Annotated in this window: 1 protein-coding gene; it reads left to right on the top strand. The window is 55.1% G+C overall.

Annotated features, from left to right (window positions below; genetic code table 11):
* Nucleotides 1-1111 (top strand): IS110 family transposase (locus tag IB250_RS28465; RefSeq protein WP_225603932.1); only part of this gene is annotated, 1111 nt, incomplete at its 5' end.
* Nucleotides 1112-1523 lie beyond the last annotated feature (412 nt).

The raw sequence follows: 1523 nt of genomic DNA, 5'->3' as shown, positions 1-1523 counted from the left end.
AAATAAATCTGAGAATCATCTAGCCGGCCTCCCCACCTCACGGAGGTGGCGCAAAATTCAAGGTGCGAACTTAGACTTTTGCTGTGAGGAGGCCGTGATGAAATTCTGTGGCATAGACCTGCATTCAAACAACAGCGTTGTAGTGGTTACCGACGAAACGGACCGGGTCCTGCTCAGTCGGCGCTGTCCTAATGAGCTGACAAAAATCCTCCCGCTGCTCGAACCGCATCGTGCCGAATTGCTCGGTGTCGTGGTCGAGTCGACCTACAACTGGTATTGGCTGGTCGATGGTCTCAAGGCGGCAGGCTTCGAGGTAAAGCTGGCCAACCCCGTGGCGATGCAACGCTACGACGGTTTAAAGCATTCTGACGATCAGGATGATGCGGCGTTCCTGGCGCATTTATTGCGACTCGGGATATTGCCGACCGGCTATATCCATCCGCCGCAAGAACGGGCACTGCGCGATTTGGCACGTAAACGTATTCAGTTGGTCCGCAGTAGGACGCAGCACATTCTTGCGGTGGAGAACATCATGGCGCGCCAGTTCGGCCACGGGTTGAGCTGCAATGAAGTCAAAGGCCTGTCAGCGACATCCGTGGACAGGCTTGGCCTGACCACGGATGTCGCTCTGGCGATGAAAACCAATGTCGCGATCATCCAGGCGGTGCAGGCTCAGATTGATATCCTTGAGGACCGCTTACTGCATGAAGCTCGCCTGCGGCCGGAGTTCTGCTTGTTAAAAACGATGCCTGGAATCGGCGAAGTGCTGGCCACGGTCATCATGCTGGAAACCGGTGATATCGAGCGCTTTGCCGACGTGGGCAACTTCGCCTCCTATGCCCGGTGCGTAAAGAGTGCGCATTACTCCAATGGTAAGAAAAAGGGCGAAGGCAACACCAAGAACGGCAACGCTTACTTGATTTGGGCCTTTATCGAAGCGGCGAATTTTGCTCGGCGTTTCAGTGAAGAGGCCAAACGTTTTTTCGAGAAAAAGAAAGCCAAAACCAATGCCGTGGTCGCCACCAAAGCGCTGGCGCACAAACTGGCGCGGGCGAGTTATCACATCCTGAAGGAGAAACAGCCATTTGATGCCAAGCGCTGTTTCGCCTGAAAGGGGCGGGTTAAGGTGATGGCCGATCAACCAAAAAGGGACTGGGCGTGAACCATGAAATCTGAGTGGCGACCGGCTGTCACCGCCTGAGTGTGTTGTACCGGGTCGTCCGCCATGTGAGCCCGCTGAGACTGGACGTGTTTTTGCACGAGCCACAGTTCTGTGACACGTTTTGGCCACATTGGCGGCACCAACGTTTCTCTGGGGCAGTTGACTGCCAGGGCGGTGCTCGCTGTATCGCTACCGCTTGATCCACATGGGTGTCAGGCACGACTCGGTCGTAGCCAATGAAGAGGAAACGGGTTCGACGGGTTCAACCGATCAGGTTGAGTTAAAGAGTAATCCCTGCAGTTAAAAACCGCAGGGTGCGGAGGCTTTTAACCTTGACTTGAGACCGGCTAATGGGTGTCCC

It is taken from the genome of Pseudomonas sp. PDM09 (genome assembly GCF_014852305.1).
Classification (GTDB): Bacteria; Pseudomonadota; Gammaproteobacteria; order Pseudomonadales; family Pseudomonadaceae; genus Aquipseudomonas.
The sequence above is the reverse complement of the archived record's forward strand: the minus strand, read 5'-3'. Positions and strand labels throughout refer to the sequence as shown.